This window comes from Kocuria marina, assembly GCF_000786655.1.
Lineage (GTDB): Bacteria > Actinomycetota > Actinomycetes > Actinomycetales > Micrococcaceae > Kocuria > Kocuria marina_A.
The window spans coordinates 27,013-48,681 of record NZ_JROM01000008.1; the positions used below are offsets into that span (position 1 = coordinate 27,013).

Below are 21,669 nucleotides of genomic sequence, written 5' to 3' on the forward strand. Positions count from 1 at the left end.
GGGGGAGCGGCACGACGAATTCGCACGCGCCCGACCAGGTTCACAGGCTGCCGTGAACGAATCGTCATCCCCAGGTGAACGTTCGTTGAACCGGCCCCCACGGGGCGCGGATCACCGGGGCGCGTCCGGGCGGGCCGTCTAAGCTGACACCGTGAGCGATACGTCGATTGCCCTGCTGGCCGGTTTCATCGGCTTCCTGCTCGGCATCAGCGGGGTGATCGCCGTGCGGGTGAGCCAGCGGCGTCGTCATTCGCTGGCGGACGTCCAGGAACCCACGCTGCCCGAGGGCACCGCGGAGATCCTCGCGGCACTGGGCCTCGCGTACGTCGTGGTCGACGGCGTGGACGGCGTCGTGCGCGCCTCGCCCGCGTCCTACGCGTACGGGATCGTGCGCGGGCACACGGTGGTGCACCAGGACCTGCTGGAGATGATCCGCAGTACGCGCCGCAACGGCGTCGTGGAGGAGAAGCGCCTGGAGCTGACCCGCGGGCAGTTCCAGCACGGGTCGATCGTGCTGGACGTGCGGGTCGTGACCATCGCGGACGAGTACATCCTGTTGCTCGCGGACGACCAGACCGAGATCGTGCGCGCCCAGTCCATCCGCACCGACTTCGTGGCCAACGTCTCCCACGAGTTGAAGACGCCCGTGGGCGCCATCAGTCTGTTGTCCGAGGCCATCGAGGACGCCGCGGAGGACCAGGACGCGGTGCGGCACTTCGCGGCGAGCCTGCAGCGCGAGTCCATGAGGCTGAGCGCGCTCGTGCAGGACATCATCGAACTGTCCCGGTTGCAGGCCACGGACGTGGTGGCCAAGGGCACCGCCGTGGATCTCAACCGTGCGGTGCGCGAGGCCGTGGACCGTAACAAACTGGCCGCGGAGGCCAAGAACATCAGCATCAAGGTGGGCGGGCGGATCGAGACCCCCGTGTTCGGGGACCCGGACATGCTCGTGACCGCGGTGCGCAACCTGATCGACAACGCCGTGCGGTACTCCCCGGAGAACACCCGCGTGGGCATCGGCCTGCGGGAGCGGGAGGGGATGGCGCACATCACCGTCACGGATCAGGGCCCCGGCATCACGGAGACCGAGCAGGACAGGATCTTCGAACGTTTCTACCGGGTGGACAGTGCTCGGTCCCGCCAGACCGGGGGTACCGGTCTGGGACTGAGCATCGTCAAACACGTCATGGCGCAGCACGGCGGGGAGGTCTCCGTGTGGTCCCAGCCGGGCCGGGGGTCCACGTTCACCCTCGTGCTGCCGCCCATGGAGGAACCCGAGGACCAGGCGGAGCCCCCGCGCGGAGGGCTGCGTAAACAGCGAGTGGAGGAGCGCGCGTGACCCAGATTCTCATAGTCGAGGACGAGGAATCCCTGAGCGACCCGTTGGCGTACCTGCTGGGCCGTGAGGGGTTCGAGGTCACCGTGGTCGCGGACGGGCTCGAGGCCGTGGCGCAGTTCGACCGCACCGGCGCGGACCTCGTCCTGTTGGACCTCATGCTGCCCGGCCAGTCGGGGACCGAGGTCTGCAAACAGATCCGGCAGCGTTCCACCGTCCCGATCATCATGCTCACCGCCAAGGACGCGGAGATCGACAAGGTGCTCGGGTTGGAGCTCGGCGCGGACGACTACGTGACCAAGCCGTACTCGTCCCGCGAACTCGTGGCGCGGATCCGGGCGGTGCTGCGGCGTCGTTCCGAACCGGAGGAACTGATCACGGCCACGGTGGCCGCGGGTCCCGTGCGGATGGACGTGGAACGTCACGTGGTCCACGTGGGTGGGGAGCCGGTGGCCATGCCGCTCAAGGAGTTCGAGCTGCTGGAGATGCTGCTGCGCAACGCGGGCCGCGTGCTCACCCGGGGCCAGCTCATCGACCGGGTGTGGGGTTCCGACTACGTGGGGGACACCAAGACCCTGGACGTGCACATCAAGCGGCTGCGTTCCAAGGTGGAGCCGGAGCCGTCCGCGCCGCAGCACATCGTGACCGTGCGCGGTCTCGGGTACAAGTTCGAGCCCTGATCCCGACGCCTCCACCGAGCGGCACCCGTACGACGTAAGGACCGCACCCTGAGCAGGGTGCGGTCCTTACGTCTGTACACCGGTCAGAGAAAGCGAGCGCCCGGACCCTCGTGTTCGGGGCCCGGGCGCTCACTCGGTCGCGCCGGTCGGCGCGGGGGGAAGGGTCAGTGCCCGCCGTGCGCCTCGCCCTCGGGGGCCGGGGTGTTGGAGGGGTTGGCCGGGGTGGACGGTGCGCCACCGGGCACGAAGGATGCGTAGCGCGGGTAGGTGTGGTCCAGGACGGGGACCTGGATGGTCTGGTCCTGGTCGTCCGCGGTGAACGTGGTGTCCACCATCAGGCCGGGGTTCGCGCCGGCGCGGTCCAGCAGCACGGGCCGGGACTTCTCGAGCACGACCTCCTGGTTGGCGGGGACCTCCACGCTCGCGCGGGCGCCGTTCGCGTCCATGGTGACGGTCTCGGGCTGGTCGCCGGTGTTGATCAGGGTGCCCAGCACGCGGCCCTCGGAGTTCTCGTCCTCGGCGACGACCAGGATGTTGCGCAGCTGGACGTCACCCAGGTCCATCTGGATCCCGTCCGCCGGGGCGTAGCTGTCCATGGTGGCCTGCGGGCTGATGTACGCGCACCCGCTCACACCGGTCAGGACGGCGAGTGCCGCCGCACCCATTCCGAGGTGCTGCAACTTCTTGTGGGCGGCGTTCTTCACGGCACGAACTCCTCGGGCTCTCTGACAGCGGGTGCAAAATCTGCAGTCAGTCTATCGGTTTGGCCACGGATCGTCTGCATCCGCGCCCCGTTCGTGGCGCGTCCGCGGGCCCGAGGTGCGCGCGCTATGGAGTGTCGACGACGCCGCGCGGCCGGGTCACGCACACCGGCCCGGGCGCTCCCCGGGTGGCCTCCGTAAGGCCCCGTCACGCGGTCCGTGGGGCGGCCCCGGAAGGGGGCTCGCGGGAAAGTGGGCAATCATACACCGTGGTAGACTTGGCGGGCTGAAAGGGGTTTGTGCATGGTTTTTGAGGTTGGCGAAACGGTTGTTTATCCGCACCACGGTGCCGCAACCATCGAGGAGATCAAGACTCGCACCATCAAGGGCGAGGAGAAGATGTATCTCCGGTTGAAGGTCACCCAGGGCGATCTCATGATCGAGGTCCCGGCGGAGAACGTCGATCTCGTGGGTGTGCGGGACGTCGTGGACGAGGACGGCCTCAAGGAGGTCATCGCGGTCCTGCAGGCCCAGGACGCCGAGGAAGCCTCCAACTGGTCGCGCCGCTACAAGGCCAACCTCGAGAAGCTCGCCTCCGGTGACGTCCTCAAGGTCGCGGAGGTCGTGCGTGATCTGTGGCGCCGCGATCGCGGCAAGGGTCTGTCCGCCGGCGAGAAGCGCATGCTTACCAAGGCCCGCCAGATCCTCACCTCCGAGCTGGCCCTCGCCAAGAAGATCGACGAGGAAGAAGCGGAGAAGCGCCTGGACGACATCCTGTCCGCGGCCTGATTCCCGCAGCACGTCGTCGTGTCCCAGAACTATGACCTCGCGAGCCCGTCCGCCATGGACGGGCTCGCCGTCATTGTGGTGGCCGCCGGTTCCGGCACGCGGCTCGGGTACGGGATGCCCAAGGCGCTCGTCCCCGTGGCCGGTCGACCGATCCTGGAGCACGCGCTCGCCACGGTGCGCGGGACCTTGCCCGGTGCCGCGGTGATCGTGACCGTACCCGCCGGGGACACGGACCTCACGGCCGTCGCGCGCGCCGCGGGGGCCGTGGCCGTGACCGGAGGTGCCACACGCGCCCAGTCGGTCGCGGCGGCACTGACCGCGCTGCCCGCGGGTGTCACCCACGTCCTGGTGCACGACGCCGCTCGCTGTCTCACTCCGCCCGCCGTCCTCGAGCGCGTGGTCACCGCCCTGCAGGCGGGCGCGCAGGCCGTGGTTCCCGTGACCCCGGTGACCGACACCGTGCGCGGGGTGGACACCCACGGGCGCAGTACCGGGACGGTGGACCGGGCGGGGCTGCGCAGCGTCCAGACACCCCAGGGTTTCGACCGTGCACTGCTCGAACGGGTGAACCGCGCGGCCGGTCTGCTCCCGGACGGCCCACTGGACGCCACGGGGGAGGACCCCCAGCTCGGGCACAGCGTTCGAACGGCAGAGGCGGCCGCCACGGCGACGGGTTCCGCAGGGGATCCCGAAGGCATCACGGACGATGCGAGTCTCGTGGAACTGTTCGCCCCCGAACACCCCGTGGAATTCGTGGCCGGGGACGAGGAGTCCTTCAAGATCACCCGTCCCCTGGACCTGGTACTCGCCCTCGCGATTCTGCGCGAGCGGGAGCCGGCCCGTCCGGCACAATGGCCGCATGACTGACGCAACCCCGGGCCCCACCGACCGACCGGCCCCCGCAGAGGAACCCGCGCCGTACCCCGTCCCGCTCGTGGGGATCGGGGTGGACGTGCACGCGTTCGGCCCGGAGGACACCCCGCTGTGGATCGCGGGACTCATGTGGCCCGGCGAGCGGGGACTGAGCGGGCACTCGGACGGGGACGTCGTGGCACACGCCGCGGCGGACGCGCTGTTCTCCGCGGCCGGCGTGGGGGACCTGGGTGCGCACTTCGGAACGGACCGCCCGGAGTTCGCGGGGGCCTCGGGATGTCGGATCCTCTCGGAGGCAGTGCGGATCGTGACCAAGGCAGGCTTCCGGGTGGGCAATGTCTCCGTCCAGCTCGTGGGCAACCGACCCAAGTTCTCCCCGCGGCGGGACGAGGCCGCGGCCGTGCTGACGGAGGCGGCCGGCGCGCCGGTGCACCTGAGCGCGACCACCACGGACGCCCTGGGACTCACGGGCCGGGGCGAGGGCCTCGCGGCGATCGCCACCGCGATCGTGTTCCCGCGCGGCTGAGCCCAGACGGACGACGCCCCTGCCCACCCGGCCGCGACCCAGTAGACGGGGGAGTCTGCCCGGGGAGCCCGCCAGTAGTGCCGGCTGACCGGACTCACCCGCCGCGAGCGTGCAGCGCCGCGCCGTTAGACTGGCACGGTGACTTTGCGCTTCTACGACACCGCTTCCGCGACCGTCAAGGACTTCGTCCCCGTGCGACCCGGCGAGGCGGGCCTCTACTACTGCGGTGCCACAGTGCAGGGCGCACCGCACATCGGCCACGTGCGTTCCGCGCTCGTGTTCGACATCCTGGCCCGCTGGCTGCGCTTCCGCGGCTACGAGGTCACCACGGTGCGCAACGTGACGGACATCGACGACAAGATCCTGGCCAACGCGCACGCCTCGTTCGAGAACGATTACCAGGGTGACCACCCGCGCGAACCGTGGTGGGCGCTGGCCTACCGGTTCGAGGGTGTGTTTGGGCGGGCCTACGCCGCGCTCGGTATCGAGGCCCCCACGTACGAACCCCGGGCCACGGGTCACGTCCCGGAGATGCACTCGCTGATCCAGGAGCTGATCGACGCCGGGCACGCGTACCCCGCCCTCGATGATTCCGGCGACGTCTACTTCGACGTCCGCTCGTGGCCCCGCTACGGCGAGCTCACTCGCCAGCGCGTGGAGGACATGCAGGACGCCCCGGACGCCGACCCCCGCGGCAAGCGCGATCCCCGCGACTTCGCGCTGTGGAAGGGACACAAGGAGGGGGAGCCCGACACGGCGTCGTGGGATTCCCCGTGGGGCCGTGGCCGCCCCGGCTGGCACCTGGAGTGCTCGGCCATGGCCCACAAGTACCTGGGCGCGCACTTCGACATCCATGGCGGCGGCCTGGATTTGCGCTTCCCGCACCACGAGAACGAGCTCGCCCAGTCCACCGCGGCGGGCCGCCCGTTCGCGAACTTCTGGTTGCACAACGGGCTCGTGACGTACGAGGGCGAGAAGATGTCCAAGTCCATCGGCAACACGGTCTCCCCGGCGAGCATGCTCGAGGAAGCACGGCCGCTCGCCGTGCGCTACTACCTGGGCCAGGCCCACTACCGTTCCGTGCTGGACTACCGGCCCACGTCCCTGCGGGAGGCCACCGCCGCCGTCGAGCGCGTGGAGGCCGTCCTCGCGGCCGCGCAGCGTTCCGGACTCAGCGTGTCCTGGGAGCACACGGACGTGCCCGAGGAGTTCGTCGCGGTCATGGACGACGACCTCAACGTGCCCCGCGCGCTCGCGGTGCTGCACGAGACGGTGCGCGCGGCCAACACGGCCCTCGCGGGCCCGGAGGCCGCGACCGCCCAGCCGCTCGTCTCCGCGATCGCGGGCATGTCCGACGTCCTGGGATTGCTCCCCTTGATGAGTCTCGACGGCGCTCGGGACGCCGACGGCGCGGAGCACCGCGCGCTCGACTCCCTCGTCCAGGACCTGCTGGCCCAGCGCGCCGCTGCGCGTGAGGCGAAGGACTGGGCGCTCGCGGACCGAATCCGGGACCAGCTGGCCGCTGCCGGCGTCGTCGTGAAGGACGGCGCCCGGGGGTCCGAGTGGTCCGTGGGGGAATGAGCCTGGCCTAAACTGGAGCCAGATCGCCGACCACCCCGGGGCGGCCCGCGGGCCGTGACCCGTGACAGACACGGAGTACTGACCATGGCCCAGAAGAACCGACCCGGAGCCACGCGCAAGAAGAAGGGTCCGGTCGTGGGTAGCGGCGGCCAGCGCCGCAAGGGCCTGGAGGGCCGCGGCCCCACGCCCAAGGCCGAGGACCGCGTCTACCACAAGGCGTACAAGGCCAAGCAGGCGGCCGCACGCAAGCAGCAGAACCTGCACCGGCGTCCGTCCCGCACGGGGGCCGGGCCCATCAAGGAGGACCTCGTCACGGGGCGCAACGCCGTGCTGGAGGCCCTGCGCGCCGGGGTGCCCGCCAAGACGTTGTTCGTGGCCACCAAGATCGAGATGGACGACCGCGTCAAGGACATCCTGCAGTTGTGCGCCGAGGCCCAGGTGCCCACGCTCGAGGCCTCGCGCGGCGAGCTGGACCGGCTCTCCGCGGACGCGATCCACCAGGGTGTGGTGCTGCAGGTCCCGCCGTACGACTACCAGGACGCGGACGAGCTCGCGGCCTCCCTCATGGCCGACCAGGGTGAGGATTCCCGCCCGCCCCTGCTCATCGCGGCGGACGGGATCACCGATCCCCGCAACCTGGGTGCGATCATCCGCAGTGTCTCCGCGTTCGCCGGGGACGGGGTCATCCTGCCCGAGCGCCGCTCCGCCGGGGTCACGGCGACGGCGTGGAAGACGAGTTCGGGTGCTGCGGCGCGCGTCCCCGTGGCCAAGGCCACGAACCTCACGCGCACGCTCGAGAACTGCAAGAAGCAGGGCTACTTCGTGGTCGGGCTCGACGGCGGCGGGGACGTGGACCTGCCGCAGCTCGAGTTGGCCACCGAGCCCCTCGTGGTGGTCGTGGGTTCCGAGGGCAAGGGCCTGTCCCGCCTGGTGACCGAGCATTGCGACGCGATCGTGTCGATCCCCATCGAATCCGCGATGGAGTCCCTCAACGCGTCCATGGCGGTGGGGATCACGCTGTACGAGATCGCGCGCCGGCGTGCAAGCGCGTAGTCATCCGCTGGGCGTCCACCCCTCCCCGTCCGGGGACGGGACCGCCAACGTCGCGGTGTACGCTCCGGGACTGACCGAGGTGGACCTCGTGTTCCGGCGCCCCGGTGAATCGTGGCAGCGACTGCGGCTCGCGGGGGAGAACCACGGGATCCACTACGCGACCGTCCCGCTCCCGCGGAATGCGCCGGACACGGAACTCACCCCGGACCAGCTCGCACGGGACGTGTGTCCCGCGATGCCCGAGGGAACCGAGTACGGATTCGTGACTGCCCGACCCGCGGGCACTCCCGTGCCGGACCCGGCGCACGAACCGGTCCTGCTGGACCCCTACGGGCGGGGACTCACGCGCGTGGCACCACCGAGCGGCGTCGTCAATCCCGGCGCGGACGCCTACGGCGGGGAGTACGTCTCCGTGGTGGTCGCCCAGGACCACGAGTGGCGCGACCACGACCGGCCCCGGCCGGCGTGGCGGGAGACCGTGATCTACGAGGCCCACGTGAAGGGCCTCACCATGCTGCACCCGGGGATCCCTCACGAGCTGCGCGGCACGTACGCGGGACTCGCGCACCCCGTGATGCTCGAGTACCTGCGCAGCCTGGGGATCACCGCGGTGGAGCTGTTGCCCGTGCACGCCCACCTGGACGAGGCCCACCTGACCGCGAACGGGCTCACCAACTACTGGGGGTACAACACCCTCGGGTTCTTCGCACCCCACGCGGGGTACGCGACCAAGGCCGCCCAGGAGGCCGGGCCCACCGCGGTGCTCAACGAGTTCAAGGCCGCCGTGGACGCCCTGCACGGCGCGGGGCTGCAGGTGTTCCTGGACGTCGTGTACAACCACACCGCAGAAGGCGGACCCACGCAGCGCCCGTACTGCTGGCGCGGGCTCGGGGACCGGGAGTACTACCGCCACGACGAGCACGGCAACTACGTGGACGTGACCGGGTGCGGGAACTCCATGGACTTCGGCACCCCGCAGGTCGTGCGCATGGCGCTGGACTCCCTGCGCTACTGGGTCACGCAGTGCCACGTGGACGGCTTCCGCTTCGACCTGGCCCCCGAACTGGGCCGCGACGAGCACCACCACTTCACGCGCAACCACCCGTTCTTCGTGGCGATCGCCGCGGATCCGGTGCTGCAGGGCGTGCGGATGATCTCCGAACCCTGGGACGTGGGCGCCGGTGGCTGGCAGACCGGGCGCTTCCCCACCGGCTGGGCGGACTGGAACGACCACTACCGGGACACCGTGCGGGACTTCTGGCTCTCGGGTCAGCGCACCATGCGCCGCGGGGGCGGCGGGGGCACCGCCGGTCGGCTCGCCGGGGCGATCTCCGGGTCCGCGGACCTGTTCGCCCCGCACGGGCGCACCACGCTGGCCTCGGTCAACTTCATCACCGCGCACGACGGTTTCACGCTCTACGACCTCACGGCGTACGACGCCAAGCACAACGAGGCCAACCGCGAGAACAACGCGGACGGCACCAACGACAACCACTCGTGGAACCACGACCACGAGGGCTTCTCCCCGGACGTGCGCGTGCGGGCGGCCCGCGCTGCCACAGCACGGAACATGATGGCCACGCTGTTGTTCTCACAGGGCATCCCCATGATCACCGCGGGGGACGAGCTGTTGCGCTCCCAGGACGGCAACAACAACGCCTACTGCCAGGACAACCGGCTCTCGTGGGTGGACTGGCGACTCACACCCCTGGACCGGTCCATGCTGCGCACGACCCAGCGGCTCATCCGGATCCGCCGGGCCTTCCTGGCGAGCCAACCCCGTGACTTCCCCACGCGCCCCCGGGACGTGGTGCTCAACTGGTACGCGAGTTCCGGGGAACCCATGAGCGACGACCTGTGGCAGACGGACGGGGTCCGTGCACTGCAAGTCGTGCTCGGCGCGCGCGGGGGTGACCTCGCGGGACTGTTCGTGCTCAACGGCACCGCATCGCCCGTGGCCGCGGTGCTGCCGCGCTTCGAGAATCCGGCCGGCTCGGACGTGGCGGGGGCCTCGTACCGGCTCGTGCTCGCCACGGACCCTCAGCTCGACGAGCTGACCGGCAACCGGTGGCGTGCGGGGGAGGAGCTCACCGTCCCGGCGCAGAGCATCGCGATGTTCGCGATCGCGTGAACCGGGCGGGCCGCCCGTGGGTGGCCCGCTCGGCGGCGCCCGGTCCGCTCGTGGGCGGGCCGGACGTCAGTCCCCGGCGTTGCGCACGAGAGCGAGCTCGGCCGGTGAGGCCAGCTCGTCGTGGCGCGGCAACACCCGCACGGTGTACCCGAACGGGCCCGAGCGGTCGATCGTGATGGGCCCGGAGAACGTCATGCGCCCCTCGCCCAGCTCGGTCACGTCCTCGAGCGTGGCGTAGGACCGTTCGTGGATGTGGTCGGTTTCCGAGACGCGCCCGTAGCCGACCTGCACGGTCACGTCCTCGGGGGTGAGCTCACCCAGATCCACGTACGCGTTGACCGTGAGCTCGTCACCGATCTGCGGTTCCTGGCGCACACCGTGTGCGTCCACGTGCTCGATCCGCAGTTGCGGCCACGCGCCACGCACGCGCTCGACCCAGTGGGCCGTGCTGCGGGCCAGGGCGCCGTCGTCCGTGGTCACGCGCCGGCCGGCTACGCACGCGGGGACGTACAACTCGTTGACGTAGTCGGTGAGCATCCGCCGGGCGGAGACCTTGGGCCCGAGGGTCGCGAGCGTGTGGCGCACCATGGCAAGCCACTGGTGGGGCACGGTGCTCGCTCGCGACGGCGCGGTGTCGGGCCCGGCCGCGGTCGAGGTGTCCTCGGAACCGTCACCGTAGAACCGCGGTGCCACGTGGCTCTCGATGAGTTCGTAGAGCGCGGCGGCCTCGATGTCGTCGCGCTCGTCCGTGCCGGCCTTGTTGTCCGCGGTGGGGATGGCCCAGCCGTTCTGCCCGTCGTACATCTCGTCCCACCACCCGTCCAGGACGGAGAGGTTGAGACCGCCGTTGATCGCGGCCTTCATCCCGGAGGTCCCGCACGCCTCGAGCGGACGCAGCGGGTTGTTGAGCCACACGTCGCACCCCGGGAACAGGACGCGCGCCATGGCGATGTCGTAGTTCGGCAGGAACACGATCCGGTGGCGGACCTCCGGATCGTCCGTGAACCGCACGAGGTCCTGGATCATCCGCTTACCCATCTCGTCCGCGGGGTGGGACTTGCCCGCGACCACCAACTGCACGGGTCGGCGCGGGTCCAGCAGGATCCGCTTGAGCCGCTCGGGATCGCGCAACATGAGCGTGAGCCGCTTGTACGTGGGAACGCGGCGTGCGAAACCGATGGTCAACACGTCCGGGTCCAGCACGGACTCGGTCCAGCCCAGTTCCGCGTCCGCGGCACCGCGGCGCTTCCACGAGGCCCGCAGGCGCTCGCGGACGTCGTGCACGAGGCGTTCCCGCAGGGCGCGGCGAGTGGCCCACAGCTCGGCGTCGGACACGTCGTAGATCCGGCGCCAGCGCGCGGCCGGGTTGCGGTCGTTCTCCTCCGGGTCCACGGCCATGCGCCACACGGCGGGGTCGATCCAGGAGGGGACGTGCACCCCGTTGGTCACCGAGGTGATCGGGACCTCCTCGGTGTCGAAGCCCTCCCACAGCCCGTGGAACATGGACCGGGACACGGCGCCGTGGAGCTCGGCCACGCCGTTGGCGCGCTGGGCGAGCCGCAGCCCCATGACCGCCATGTTGAACTTGCTCGGGTCACCACCCGGCATGGTCTCCGCACCCAGCTCGAGCACCCGCTCGGAGGGCACGTCCGGGGCGAGTCCCGCGGCGAGGACGTGGGCGATCTGATCGCGTTCGAACCGGTCGATGCCGGCGGGGACCGGGGTGTGGGTCGTGAACACGGTCGCGGCGCGCACCGCGGTGAGCGCTTCCTCCCACGTCATGGCCTCGGCGTCGACCCCGGGGTTCATGAGTTCCTGGATCCGCTCGACGCCCAGGAAACCCGCGTGGCCCTCGTTGCAGTGGTAGACCTCCGGCGTGGGTGCACCCGTGATCCGGCTGTGCGCGCGCAGCGCTCGGATCCCTCCCATGCCCAGGAGTAGTTCCTGGTACAACCGGTGGTCGCTGCCCCCGCCGTACAACCGGTCGGTGACGTTACGCGCGGCGTCGTCGTTCTCGCTGATGTTGGAGTCCAGCAGCAGCAGCGGCACGCGGCCCACGTCCGCCCGCCAGATCTGCGCGGACAGCGTGCGGCCCTCGGGCAGCGGCAGGACCACGCGAGCGGGCGTACCGTCCGCCTCGCGCAGCAGGGTGAGGGGCAGTTCGTCCGGGTCCAGCACCGGGTAGGTCTCCTGCTGCCAGCCGTCGCGGGACAGGGACTGCTTGAAGTAACCCGCCTGGTACAGCAGCCCCACGCCCACCACGGGCACGCCCATGTCGGACGCGGTCTTCAAGTGGTCCCCGGCGAGGATGCCGAGTCCGCCCGAGTACTGCGGCAGCGCGGACGTGATGCCGTACTCGGCGCTGAAGTACGCCACGGCCGCCGGGGCGTCCTCGCCCTGCGTGCGCTGGTACCACTGGGGTTCGGTGAGGTAGGTGTCCAGATCGGCGTCGAGGTCGCGGATGCGCGCCACGAGCTCGGGGTCCGCGGCGATCTGCTGGATCTCCTCGCGTGTGAGCGAGCCCAGAAGCTTGACGGGGTCGCCGTGGACCGCGTCCCACGCGTGCGGGTTGAGTTCGGCGAAGAGGTCCTCGGTGGGCTGATGCCACGTCCACCGGAGGTTCTTGGCCAATCGTGAGAGTGCGGCGATCGACTCGGGCAGGACGGTGCGGACGGTGAACCTGTGGATGGCCTTCACGGTCCCCAGCCTAGCGGCTGTGGCCCCGCCGCTCCACGGGGCCCGACGTGTGACACGAGTGCGCCGCCGTTGCGGTTCGGGGACCGCGGTCACGGCCTTAAGAATCGGGGCGTTTGTCGCTAACGTTGGTCTCGTGTCGCAGCAGAACTCACAGCCCCAGGGCCGCCGTCCGTCCTCAGATCCCGTGCCGGATCCCCACGCGGGCGATGCCCACCCGGACGTCGGGTCCCGCTTGACCCCGCCGGTCCCGGCCACGGGCGTTCCCGACGTCGCCCCCTCGGTACGCCGAGCGGAGGCCCACGACGCCGCTCGCGTCCCGTCCGCGCCGGAGGCGACCGCAGCGGCGTCGTCCGCCGGTGCCGGGCAGCCGGACGCCCACGCATATGCGGAACCGGGCGCGGCCGAGGAGGTCGCCGCGGTCGTAACACCTACCGAGGACACCGAATCCGAGGCGCAGCCCGCATCCGACCAACAGTCCGCACCCGGAGCGCAGCGCGAGCCCGACACGCAGTACGAGCCCGACACTCAGTCCGCACCTGATCCGCACGCCGAAGCCGCGGCGCAGGCCCCGGCCGAGCAGGACACCGATTCCGGGGACGACGAGCACCTGGCGGACTTCCCGTCGGACGATCTCGTGTACGGGCGGATCCCCGTGACGGACGTGAGCCCCGTGATCGAGGGTGGGCGTTTCCCCGCCACGGCCGTCCCCGGTGAGGACATCCGGGTGAGCGCGACCGTGTTCCGCGAGGGCCACGACTCCCTCGGCGTGACCGCGGTGCTGTACGACCCGCAGGGCCGTGAGACCCAGCGCCGACTCATGACGCTCGTGGCCCCCGGGACGGACCGCTACGAGGCGTGGCTGCGTCCCGAGTACGAGGGCCCCTGGAGTTTCGCGGTGGAGGGCTGGTCGGATCTCTACGACACGTGGCACCACGCCGCGCAGATCAAGTTGGGGGTCGGCCAGGACGTCGAGCTCATGTTCCAGGAAGCGGCCCTGCTCTTCGACGCCGCCTCCAAGGAGTCCGATCGCTCGACCGATGAGGCCCGGGTCTTCGAGGACGCCGCCGAAGCGATGGCGGACACCGACCGCACGCCGGAACAGCGGTGGGAGATCGCCACGTCCCCGCAGCTCCTGGACTATGTCCGTGAGCGGCCGCTGCGCGATCTGCTCAGCTCGTCCCCGCGCTACCCGCTCGGCGTCGAGCGCGAGGCCGCGGGTCGTGGTGCGTGGTACGAGTTCTTCCCGCGCTCCGAGGGCGCCACGTACGACCCCGAGACGGGCGAGTGGACCTCGGGCACGTTCCGCACGGCCATCGCGGCCCTGGACCGGGCCGCGGCCATGGGCTTCGACGTCGCGTACCTCCCGCCCATCCACCCGATCGGGCGCAACCACCGCAAGGGGCCGAACAACACCCTCACGGCCGGACCCCAGGACCCCGGTTCCCCGTGGGCCATCGGTGGGCCGGAGGGCGGTCACGACACGATCCACCCGGACCTCGGGAGCTTCGAGGACTTCGACGCGTTCGTCGCGCACGCCCATGATCTCGGTCTCGAGGTCGCGCTGGACCTCGCGCTGCAGGCGTCCCCGGATCACCCGTGGGTCGCCGAGCACCCGCAGTGGTTCACGACCCGCGCGGACGGCAGCATTGCCTACGCCGAGAACCCGCCCAAGAAGTACCAGGACATCTACCCCCTGAACTTCGACAACGACCCCGAGGGCCTCGCCGCCGAGGTACTGCGGGTCGTGGAGCTGTGGATCGGTCACGGCGTGAACATCTTCCGCGTGGACAACCCGCACACCAAGCCCCTGTGGTTCTGGGAGTGGCTGATCGCCAGGGTGCGTAAGAACCACCCGGACACGGTGTTCCTCGCGGAGGCGTTCACTCGTCCGGCCATGATGCATGGGCTGGCCAAGGCCGGGTTCCAGCAGTCCTACTCGTACTTCACGTGGCGCAACACCAAGGAGGAGATCGAGGAGTACCTCCAGGAGATCTCCCACGAGACCTCCGGGTTCTACCGGCCCAACTTCTTCGTGAGCACCCCGGACATCCTCACCGAGTACCTGCAGTTCGGTGGCCCGGCCGCGTTCAAGGTGCGCGCGGCCCTGGCGGCCACCGCGTCCCCGCTGTGGGGCGTGTACGCCGGCTTCGAGTTGTTCGAGCACGTCGCTCGTCCCGGGGCGGAGGAGTACATGGACAACGAGAAGTTCCAGTTGCGCCCGCGTGACTTCGACGCCGCCGTGGAACGCGGCGAGTCGCTCGCGCCGTACATCACGCGCCTGAACCGGATCCGCAAGGACCATCCCGCACTCGGGGACCTGCAGAACCTCACGCTGCAGAATTCCACGGACGACGCCATCGTGGCCTACAGCAAGACCAAGACCGTGGAACGGGACGGCGAGCAGGTCCGGGACACCGTGATCGTGGTGCTCAACACGGACCCGCACAGCGCGCGGGAGGCCACCGTGTGGCTGGACCTCGACTCCCTGGACCTGCGGGACCAGGACTTCAACGTGGACGGCTCCTTCTGGGTGGACGACCTGATCTCCGGCGCGAGCTGGAAGTGGGGCACCCACAACTACGTGCGCCTGGATCCGTACGTGGAACCCGCGCACGTGCTCAGCGTCCGCCGCGGGGTCAAGTGAGCGAGCGCCGTCGCGATGCGCCCCGACCGCTGAGCGCGGCGCACCACGGCGGCCCGCACCCCGCACCCGTCATGACCGACACGCACGTTTCTCCGAGAGGGCAGTCCCGCCGACCATGAGCATCACTCCTTTCCAACTCAACGCTCCCGGGCTCGCGCACGACCCGGACTGGTTCCGCAAGGCCGTGTTCTACGAGGTGCTCGTGCGAGCCTTCTCGGACGCCAACGGTGACGGCTCCGGCGACTTCTCGGGTCTGATCGACAAACTCGACTACCTGCAGTGGCTCGGGATCGACTGCTTGTGGCTGCCCCCGTTCTACGAGTCCCCGCTGCGGGACGGCGGCTACGACATCTCCGACTACTACTCAGTGCTGGACGAGTTCGGCACCGTGAGCGACTTCAAGCGACTGGTCGCGGAGGCCCACGCGCGGGGTCTGCGGGTCATCACCGACCTGCCGCTGAACCACACCTCGGACCAGCACCCGTGGTTCCAGGCCTCGCGGGAGGACCCGGAGGGGCCGTACGGCGATTTCTACGTGTGGTCGGACACGGACGAGAAGTACCAGGACGCGCGGATCATCTTCGTGGACACGGAGGTCTCCAACTGGACCTTCGACCCCGTGCGGCGGCAGTTCTTCTGGCACCGGTTCTTCTCCCACCAGCCGGACCTGAACTTCGAGAACCCCAAGGTCGTCGAGGCCGTGTTCGACGTCGTGAAGTTCTGGCTGGACATGGGCATCGACGGCTTCCGCGCGGACGCCATCCCCTACCTCATCGAGGAGGAGGGGACCAACTGCGAGAACCTGCCCGGGACCCACGACTTCCTCGTGCGGCTGCGCGAGATGGTGGACCGCGAGTACCCCGGCCGCGTGATCATCGCGGAGGCCAACCAGATGCCGCACGAGGTCGTGGAGTACTTCGGCACGGAGCAGGCGCCCGAGTGCCACATGTGCTTCCACTTCCCGATCATGCCGCGGATCTACTACTCGCTGCGCGATCAGAAGGCCGCGCCCATCGTCTCCACCATGGAGCACACGCCGCAGATCCCGCGGGGCACGCAGTGGGGCACGTTCCTGCGCAACCACGACGAGTTGACGCTCGAGATGGTCACGAGTGAGGAACGCCAGGCCATGCTCGGGTGGTACGCCCCGGACTCGCGCATGCGCGCGAACATCGGTATCCGACGCCGCTTGGCACCCCTGCTCGACAACTCCCGCGCGGAGCTCGAACTCGCGCACGCGCTGTTGTTGTCCCTGCCCGGGTCGCCGTTCCTGTACTACGGGGACGAGATCGGCATGGGGGACAACATCTGGCTCGACGACCGCGATGCATCCCGCACACCCATGCAGTGGACCCCCGACCGCAACGCCGGCTTCTCCACCGCGGATCCGGGCAAGCTCTATCTCCCGGTCGTGCAGTCGCTCGTCTACAACTACACGCAGACGAACGTGGAGACGCAGCTCGCGTCGTCCTCCTCCCTGCTGCACTGGATCCGGCAGATGCTCATGGTGCGCAAGGCGCACCCGGCGTTCGGTCTGGGGGACTACGTCAACGTGAGCACGGACCACGAATCCGTCCTGGCGTTCCTGCGCCGCTTGAGCCCGCAGGACGCGGACGACGGCGTGGGGGAGACCTTGCTGTGCGTGTTCAACCTTTCCCACGTCCCCGCGAGCTGCAGCGTGCACCTGGCCGAGTACGCGGGCCGGGGCACCCGGGAACTGTTCGGCGGTGAACCGTTCGGCTCCTTCTCGGAACAGGGCGACTACCGCATCACGCTCGGTTCGCAGGACTTCTTCTGGCTCCGGTTGCGCATGACCCCCGGCACGGACGGTTCCCACCCCGAGACGGTGGCCATGCCCATCATCAAGCCCGCGCGCAACGAGTGAGCGCGCGCGGGTACGGCCCGCGCGCGAAGCAGTGATTATCCAGACGAAGGCGGGGGACCCTCCATGACGGATCAGCAATTTCTCGACAGGTTGCGCGACTGGTTGCCGCGGCAGCGGTGGTTCCCGTTCACGGCCACCCCGGACCAGTTGCGCTTGAGCGTCGTGGGCCGCGCGACCCTGGATTCCGGCACCGGATCGCATCGCGGCACGGAACGCATCATGTTCCTGGTCCAGGTCACGGTGGGCGAGCGCAGCGAATTGCTCAACGTACCGGTCGTGCGCAGCACCGAAGCCCTGCCCGAGCTCGAGCGCTTCACGATCGGCAGCTATTGCTCCGGCGGCCCGGACCGTCCCCTGCCCGAGCAGCTGATCGCGGGTGCGGAGGCCTCGGCCTCGTTCCTGCGCCGCGCCATCTCGCACGCGGGTTCCCTCCTCGAACGACGCCGCTCGGAGCGCTCGCAGACCGCCCAGCCCACCACCTCGGAGGACTCCCCGGAGGCCGGTCAGACCGCCGGCGCCCAGGAGAAAGCCGGCGCGTCCGGTCGTAGTGAGGCCCGCGCCGATGCACAGGGCAGCCAGAGCACCACTGCGGACGAGACGGTCACGTTCCACCTCTACGACGCCGTGGGGGACCCAGGTTTCATGGACCGGGTGCTGCGGATCATGGATGCGCAGCTGACCGAGGGCGGGGTGCTGCGCCACGGGATGGGCCTGCACGGGCGCTACACCGGGGCCATGAACACGGATTATCGGATTGCCTCCGCGGATCAGGTGCGGGTGATCTCCTCAGAGCAGTCCAACACGTCCGTGATCCTCACCCCGCAGGACGCGGAGGACTCGGTTCCCGCGCTGGGCGGCGACGCGGTGATCGTGAAGTTCTTCCGCGTGGTGGGGGAGGGGCGCAACCCGGACGTGGAGGTGGGCGTCAAACTCACGTCGCACGGTTCCACCGCGGTCCCGGCCACGGCCGGATGGCTTGACGCCCAGTGGCGCCAGGGTCTGGTCACCACGTCCGGTCAGCTCGCGGTGGCCGCCCAGTTCCTGGCCGATTCGCAGGACGCGTGGGCCATGGCCCTGGACGCGGCGAGCCATGCCCGGGACTTCTCCGAGCTCGCGGCCGAGCTGGGTGTCACGACCGCGCGCGTCCACGCCGACCTCCTCGGCGCCTTCGACCCCGTCACCGCGGACGACGATGCTCGGCGCCGGTTCCTGGACGACCTCGCCTCGCGGATCCGCTGGGCGTGGGAGTCCTGCGGGGACTACTTCGATTCCTACCGGGCCGAGGTCGAGGACCTGCTCGAGCAGCTGTCCCGGATCCGGGAGATCCCCGCCCTGCAACGGATCCACGGTGATTACCACCTGGGCCAGGTGCTGCACAACGACGCCCAGGGGTTCCGGATCCTGGACTTCGAGGGTGAGCCCCTACGACCCATTAAGGAGCGTGTCCGCCCGGACGTGGCCCTGCGCGACGTCGTCGGCATGCTGCGCTCGTTCGACTATGCGGGCGCCATGGCCGCGCGTGAGCGGGACGAGGACATGAGCGCCTGGACTGACGCGGTCTCGGACGCGTTCCTCGAGGGGTACGCCCGCACGAGCGGTTCTGGCGTGGACCGGGATTCGGTGCTCTTCCGCGCCCTGTGGCTCGACAAGGCCCTGTACGAAGTGGTCTACGAGCAGCGCAACCGCCCGGACTGGGTCGCGGTCCCGGCCGGTGCCGTGGTGCGTTCGCTTGAACGTGCGCGCTCCCGTAACGTGAGGCGTGAAACACACGAGAGCCACACACCTGCGTCCAGAACCGAGGATTTCGTGACCCCTGAACACCCCGAGAACACCGGCCCCGCGGCGTCGTCGACCCCCACGGGCCCCGAATCCACGCCGACCTCGGCAGCCGAGTCCGCGCAGCCCACCGGCGGCCGGGCGCCGTCGGCGGAACCGCGCAACGCGCAGGGTGCTGCGTCGGAGGCGACCGGGACGAACGACGCGTCGGCACGGACCACTGACGGTGGTGACGTGGCGGCTCGGGCCGTCGACAGCGATGACGTGACGGCTCCGGCGGAGACCGCGGGCGGGAACGACGCGTCGACTCGGGCCGGGACCTCAAAGGACAGCGTCGCAGCGGCGTCGAAACGGGATCACCCCGCGGGCGGGCCCGTGCCCGTGAGCGAGGACGTGCTCGCAGCGGTGGCCGAGGGGCGCTACCACGATCCCCACGCGGTGCTCGGGGCGCACTTCAACCCGGACGGTTCGGTGACCATCCGGACCCTGCGACGCTTCGCGACACACGTCTCGGTGCGCACGCTCAACGGGACGTTCCCCCTCGAGCATGAGTGGGGTGGGATCTTCACCGGGGTGGTGCCCGCGCACGACGAGGGCAAGATCCCCGACTACCGCGTCCTGGTGACCTACGCGGGCAAGGAGCCCGCCGAGGTCGACGACCCCTACCGGTTCGCGCCCACCCTGGGCGAGCTGGACCTGCACCTGATCGGCGAGGGCCGGCACGAGACCCTGTGGACCGTGCTCGGTGCCCACGTGCACCACTACCCGTCCTCCATGGGGGACGTCTCCGGCGTGAGCTTCGCGGTGTGGGCCCCCAATGCCCGGGCCGTGCGCGTGATCGGTGACTTCAACGGGTGGGACGGTTCCGAGCACGCCATGCGCTCGCTGGGTTCCAGCGGTGTGTGGGAAGTGTTCGTGCCCGGCATGGGCTCGGGGGACACCTACAAGTTCCGGATCCGTGCGGCGGACGGTTCGTGGCGGGACAAGGCGGACCCCATGGCCTTCGGCACCGAGATCCCGCCGTCCACCGCGTCGCGCGTGTTCGAGTCCTCGTACGAGTTCCGGGACGACGCGTGGATGCGGGCCCGCGCGGCCAAGGATCCCCACAACGCACCCATGAGCGTGTACGAGATGCACATCGGCTCGTGGCGCATGGGTCTCGGCTACGTGGATCTCGCCCGCGAACTCGTGGAGTACCTCACGTGGCAGGGCTTCACCCACGTGGAGTTCATGCCCGTCGCGGAGCACCCGTTCGGTGGTTCGTGGGGTTACCAGGTCACCGGTTACTACGCGCCGTCGTCGCGCTTCGGTTCCCCGGACGAGTTCCGCTACCTCGTGGACCAGCTGCACCAGGCCGGCATCGGTGTGCTCGTGGACTGGGTCCCCGGCCACTTCCCCAAGGACGAGTGGGCGCTCGCCAAGTTCGACGGACAACCGCTCTACGAGCACCCGGACCCCCGCCGCGGCGAGCACAAGGACTGGGGCACGCTGATCTTCGACTACGGCCGCCGGGAGGTGCGCAACTTCCTCGTGGCCAACGCGAACTACTGGCTCGAGGAGTTCCACGTGGACGGGCTGCGCGTGGACGCCGTGGCCTCCATGCTCTACCTGGACTACTCGCGCAACGACGGCGAGTGGGAGCCCAACCAGTACGGCGGACGCGAGAACCTCGAGGCCATCGCGTTCCTCCAGGAGGCGAACGCCACCGCGTACCGGCGCAATCCCGGGATCGTCATGGTCGCGGAGGAGTCCACGTCCTTCCCCGGGGTCACCAAACCCACGAGCGCCGGCGGTCTCGGCTTCGGGATCAAGTGGAACATGGGGTGGATGCACGACAGCCTCGAGTACATGGCCGAGGATCCCGTCAACCGGCACTACCACCACAACAAGGCCACGTTCTCCATGGTCTACGCCTACTCGGAGAACTTCATCCTTCCCATCTCCCACGACGAGGTCGTGTACGGCAAGGGCTCCCTGCTGCGCAAGATGCCGGGTGACCGGTGGCAGCAGCTCGCCAACGTGCGGGCCTACCTCGCGTACATGTGGGCGCACCCGGGCAAGCAGCTGATCTTCATGGGCACCGAGTACGCCCAGGAGTCGGAGTGGTCCCAGGAGCACGGGCTGGACTGGTGGCTCTCGGAGACCCCGCCGCACCACGGCGTGCAGGAGCTGGTGAAGAGCCTCAACGAGATCTACCGCGAGACCCCGGCCCTGTACGCACGGGATAACGACCCGTCCGGTTTCGAGTGGATCGACGCCAACGACGCCAAGCGCAACACGCTGTCCTTCACCCGATGGGACGACCAGGGCAACCCGCTCGTGTGCGTGGCCAACTTCGCGGGCAACACCCACGAGCGTTTCCGGCTGGGTCTGCCGTGGGCCGGTGAGTGGGACGAGGTGCTCAACACGGACTCCGAGATCTTCGGTGGTTCCGGCGTGGGCAACCTGGGCCGGGTCACCGCGACCGAGGGTGCGTACAACGGGAAGCCGGCGTCCGCCGAGGTCACCGTCCCGCCGCTCGCGGTGTTGTTCCTGAAGCCGGCCAAGGGTGCGGCCACCAGCCCGACGGCGCGCGACCGGGACTGACCGGGTCACGCATCAACGAACGGAGAACCCGCGGGAGCACGAGCTCCCGCGGGTTCTCCGTCTCCGGAGGGTTCGCCGGCTCGGGTTTGCCGTCTCCGGTGGTGGCGTGTAATGTCTTCCGAGTTGCCACGGCAGCGGCCGCGAAGGCCGAACGGGGCAACGAATCGGAGTCGATCCCACCGCTAACGAGCCGTGCACAACGGCGAGAAGGTGTGCTAGGATGATTCCCCGCAAGCCGCTGATGAGCGGTGACAGCAGGAAGCAATCGAGAGTTCATCTCGAGTTGCAGGCCGGGTCACCCGCAGCTAAGCTTGCAGATCGCAACCGACCGTTGTGGCCCTGGTGAGGGGTTGTGTGGTGTGGTTTGTTGTTTGTCAACTCAATAGTGTGTCTAGTTTGTTGATACCAAAG

Annotated in this window: 13 protein-coding genes; 11 read left to right on the top strand and 2 right to left on the bottom strand. The window is 69.7% G+C overall.

Features of this window, described 5'->3' with window-relative positions; translation table 11 throughout:
* The first annotated feature begins 151 nt into the window (after positions 1-151).
* Together AS25_RS01595 and AS25_RS01600 are read left to right on the top strand one after the other, a co-directional pair.
* Positions 152-1,339, top strand: a complete 1,188-nt coding sequence (locus tag AS25_RS01595) for a sensor histidine kinase (RefSeq protein WP_035960690.1) — start codon at positions 152-154, stop codon at positions 1,337-1,339.
* A complete protein-coding gene (locus AS25_RS01600; RefSeq protein WP_035960698.1) occupies positions 1,336-2,016 on the top strand; it encodes a winged helix-turn-helix domain-containing protein in 681 nt (226 codons plus the stop codon). The genes AS25_RS01595 and AS25_RS01600 overlap by 4 nt, the downstream gene beginning before the upstream one ends.
* Before the next feature lie 164 nt (positions 2,017-2,180).
* Here AS25_RS01600 and AS25_RS01605 read toward each other — a convergent pair whose 3' ends face one another.
* Positions 2,181-2,720, bottom strand: coding sequence for a hypothetical protein (locus tag AS25_RS01605; protein ID WP_052160617.1), 540 nt, complete (start codon positions 2,718-2,720; stop codon positions 2,181-2,183).
* 300 nt (positions 2,721-3,020) lie between these two features.
* Between AS25_RS01605 and AS25_RS01610 the strand changes: the two genes are divergently transcribed.
* The 6 genes from AS25_RS01610 (at position 3,021) to glgX (ending at position 9,670) form a co-directional block, all read left to right on the top strand.
* A complete protein-coding gene (locus AS25_RS01610; RefSeq protein ID WP_035960700.1) occupies positions 3,021-3,506 on the top strand; it encodes a CarD family transcriptional regulator in 486 nt (161 codons plus the stop codon).
* An 18-nt stretch (positions 3,507-3,524) separates the two neighbouring features.
* A complete protein-coding gene (locus tag AS25_RS01615) occupies positions 3,525-4,373 on the top strand; it encodes an IspD/TarI family cytidylyltransferase (RefSeq protein ID WP_253270432.1) in 849 nt (282 codons plus the stop codon).
* Positions 4,366-4,905 carry a 2-C-methyl-D-erythritol 2,4-cyclodiphosphate synthase gene (ispF, locus tag AS25_RS01620; protein ID WP_035960710.1) on the top strand — a complete coding sequence of 180 codons (540 nt, stop codon included), beginning with the start codon at positions 4,366-4,368 and terminating at the stop codon, positions 4,903-4,905. The genes AS25_RS01615 and ispF overlap by 8 nt, the downstream gene beginning before the upstream one ends.
* Before the next feature lie 138 nt (positions 4,906-5,043).
* On the top strand, positions 5,044-6,486 hold the full coding sequence (gene cysS / locus AS25_RS01625) for a cysteine--tRNA ligase (RefSeq protein WP_035960712.1): 1,443 nt from the start codon (positions 5,044-5,046) through the stop codon (positions 6,484-6,486).
* An 84-nt stretch (positions 6,487-6,570) separates the two neighbouring features.
* Positions 6,571-7,539 carry a 23S rRNA (guanosine(2251)-2'-O)-methyltransferase RlmB gene (gene rlmB, locus AS25_RS01630; RefSeq protein WP_035960715.1) on the top strand — a complete coding sequence of 323 codons (969 nt, stop codon included), beginning with the start codon at positions 6,571-6,573 and terminating at the stop codon, positions 7,537-7,539.
* Positions 7,526-9,670 (top strand): glycogen debranching protein GlgX, encoded by a 2,145-nt coding sequence (gene glgX, locus AS25_RS01635; protein WP_035960718.1) that lies wholly within the window; start codon positions 7,526-7,528, stop codon positions 9,668-9,670. Before rlmB ends, glgX begins: the two co-directional genes overlap by 14 nt.
* A gap of 66 nt (positions 9,671-9,736) precedes the next feature.
* Here glgX and glgP read toward each other — a convergent pair whose 3' ends face one another.
* A complete protein-coding gene (gene glgP, locus AS25_RS01640; RefSeq protein WP_035960721.1) occupies positions 9,737-12,367 on the bottom strand; it encodes an alpha-glucan family phosphorylase in 2,631 nt (876 codons plus the stop codon).
* A gap of 133 nt (positions 12,368-12,500) precedes the next feature.
* Here glgP and AS25_RS01645 point away from each other — a divergent pair, with 133 nt between their 5' ends.
* The 3 genes from AS25_RS01645 to glgB all read left to right on the top strand — a co-directional run bounded on the left by AS25_RS01645 (position 12,501) and on the right by glgB (position 21,258).
* Positions 12,501-15,011 carry an alpha-1,4-glucan--maltose-1-phosphate maltosyltransferase gene (locus AS25_RS01645; RefSeq protein WP_437123702.1) on the top strand — a complete coding sequence of 837 codons (2,511 nt, stop codon included), beginning with the start codon at positions 12,501-12,503 and terminating at the stop codon, positions 15,009-15,011.
* 115 nt (positions 15,012-15,126) lie between these two features.
* On the top strand, positions 15,127-16,896 hold the full coding sequence (gene treS, locus AS25_RS01650) for a maltose alpha-D-glucosyltransferase (RefSeq protein WP_035960730.1): 1,770 nt from the start codon (positions 15,127-15,129) through the stop codon (positions 16,894-16,896).
* Between the two features lie 63 nt (positions 16,897-16,959).
* Positions 16,960-21,258, top strand: coding sequence for a 1,4-alpha-glucan branching protein GlgB (gene glgB / locus AS25_RS01655; protein ID WP_035960733.1), 4,299 nt, complete (start codon positions 16,960-16,962; stop codon positions 21,256-21,258).
* Positions 21,259-21,669 lie beyond the last annotated feature (411 nt).